Below are 1,311 nucleotides of genomic sequence, written 5' to 3'. Positions count from 1 at the left end.
CCAGCCACGACACCAGGTAGTAGGCGACGTAGTTGAGCATGATCGTGAGGATGACCTCATGGGCGCCCGTGCGCGCCTTGAGGAGCCCGACGATGCCGCCCCAGATCGCACCTCCGGCGATGCCCGCGAGGAGCGTCACGGGGATGTGGATCCACATCGGCAGGTTCAGGTTGAAGGCGACCAGCGCCGCGGTCGCCGCGGCGATCAGCATCTGACCGCGCGCGCCGATGTTGAACAGGCCGACCCGGAACGCGAGTGCGACGCCGAGCGCCGCCGCGATCAGCGGTGTCGCGAACCCGAGCGTGTTGGTCAGCGGGCGGATGGCCGCCTCGAAGGTCGGCGCGGTCGCGTTGAAGATCGACCCGCGGAACATCGCGTCGTACGCGCCGTAGATCGAGGTCCACAGCGCGACGAACGTGTCGCCGGGCCGGGCGAAGAAGTAGCCGGCCGCGGCCTGCACCTTCGGGTCGGTGACGGCGATGAGGATGCCGCCGATGAGCATCGCGAGGACGACCGCCAGGATCGTGGTGACGACGCTCCCCCGCAGGATCTCGCGGATGAGCTGGTTCGAGCGGGGCGGCGGCGGCACGGCGGCGCCCGCGACCGGTGCCGCGGGGCCGTCGGCGGTCACCGCGTGGCCGGTGAGGGGACCGGATGCCGCGGGCAGCTGCTCGCCGCCGGCGTCGGGGGTGGTGCTCCCGGGGGTGTTGTCGTTCACGCCGCTGCCTCCCCGGCCATCATGAGTCCGAGCACGTCGCGGGGCGTGTCCCCCGGGACGATGCCGACGATCGCGCCGCGGTACATGACCGCGATCCGGTCGGCGAGGGCGGTGACCTCGTCGAGCTCGGTCGAGACGACGATCACCGGGATGCCGGCGTCGCGCGTGTCGATGATGCGCTTGTGGATGAATTCGATCGAGCCGACGTCGACGCCGCGGGTGGGCTGCGAGGCGAGGAAGAGCTTGAGCTCGCGGTTGAGCTCGCGCGCGATGACGACCTTCTGCTGGTTGCCGCCCGACAGCGCGCCGGCGCGCGTCTGGGGTCCCTGGGTGCGGATGTCGAACTCGGCGATCCGGTCGCGGGCGAAGCGATCGAGCGCTCCGCGGCGAATGGTCCCCGCGACGCTGAACGCGGCATCCGCAGAGCGATCGAGGATGAGGTTCTCGGCGACCGAGAACGAGCCGACCAGACCGTCGTGCGTACGGTCCTCGGGCACGAACCCGACACCTTCGTCGAGGATGCCGCGCACACTCTTGCCGACGAGCTCCACCGAGCCCAGCCGCACCGACCCGGTGACGCGCGCCTGGAGGCC

General features: G+C 71.1%; 1 protein-coding gene and 1 pseudogene. Both read right to left on the bottom strand.

The genetic code is table 11. The features are described 5' to 3' along the window. Nucleotides 1-373: pseudogene (locus tag ASG00_RS18925) on the bottom strand (ABC transporter permease subunit); the annotation flags it as partial. A gap of 341 nt (nucleotides 374-714) precedes the next feature. Next, on the bottom strand, nucleotides 715-1,311 hold a 597-nt coding region (locus tag ASG00_RS17590; RefSeq protein WP_327037497.1), incomplete at its 5' end, for an ATP-binding cassette domain-containing protein.

Origin of the sequence: Microbacterium sp. Leaf351, assembly GCF_001423825.1 — a bacterium.
GTDB lineage: Bacteria > Actinomycetota > Actinomycetes > Actinomycetales > Microbacteriaceae > Microbacterium > Microbacterium ginsengisoli.
The sequence above is the reverse complement of the archived record's forward strand: the minus strand, read 5'-3'. Positions and strand labels throughout refer to the sequence as shown.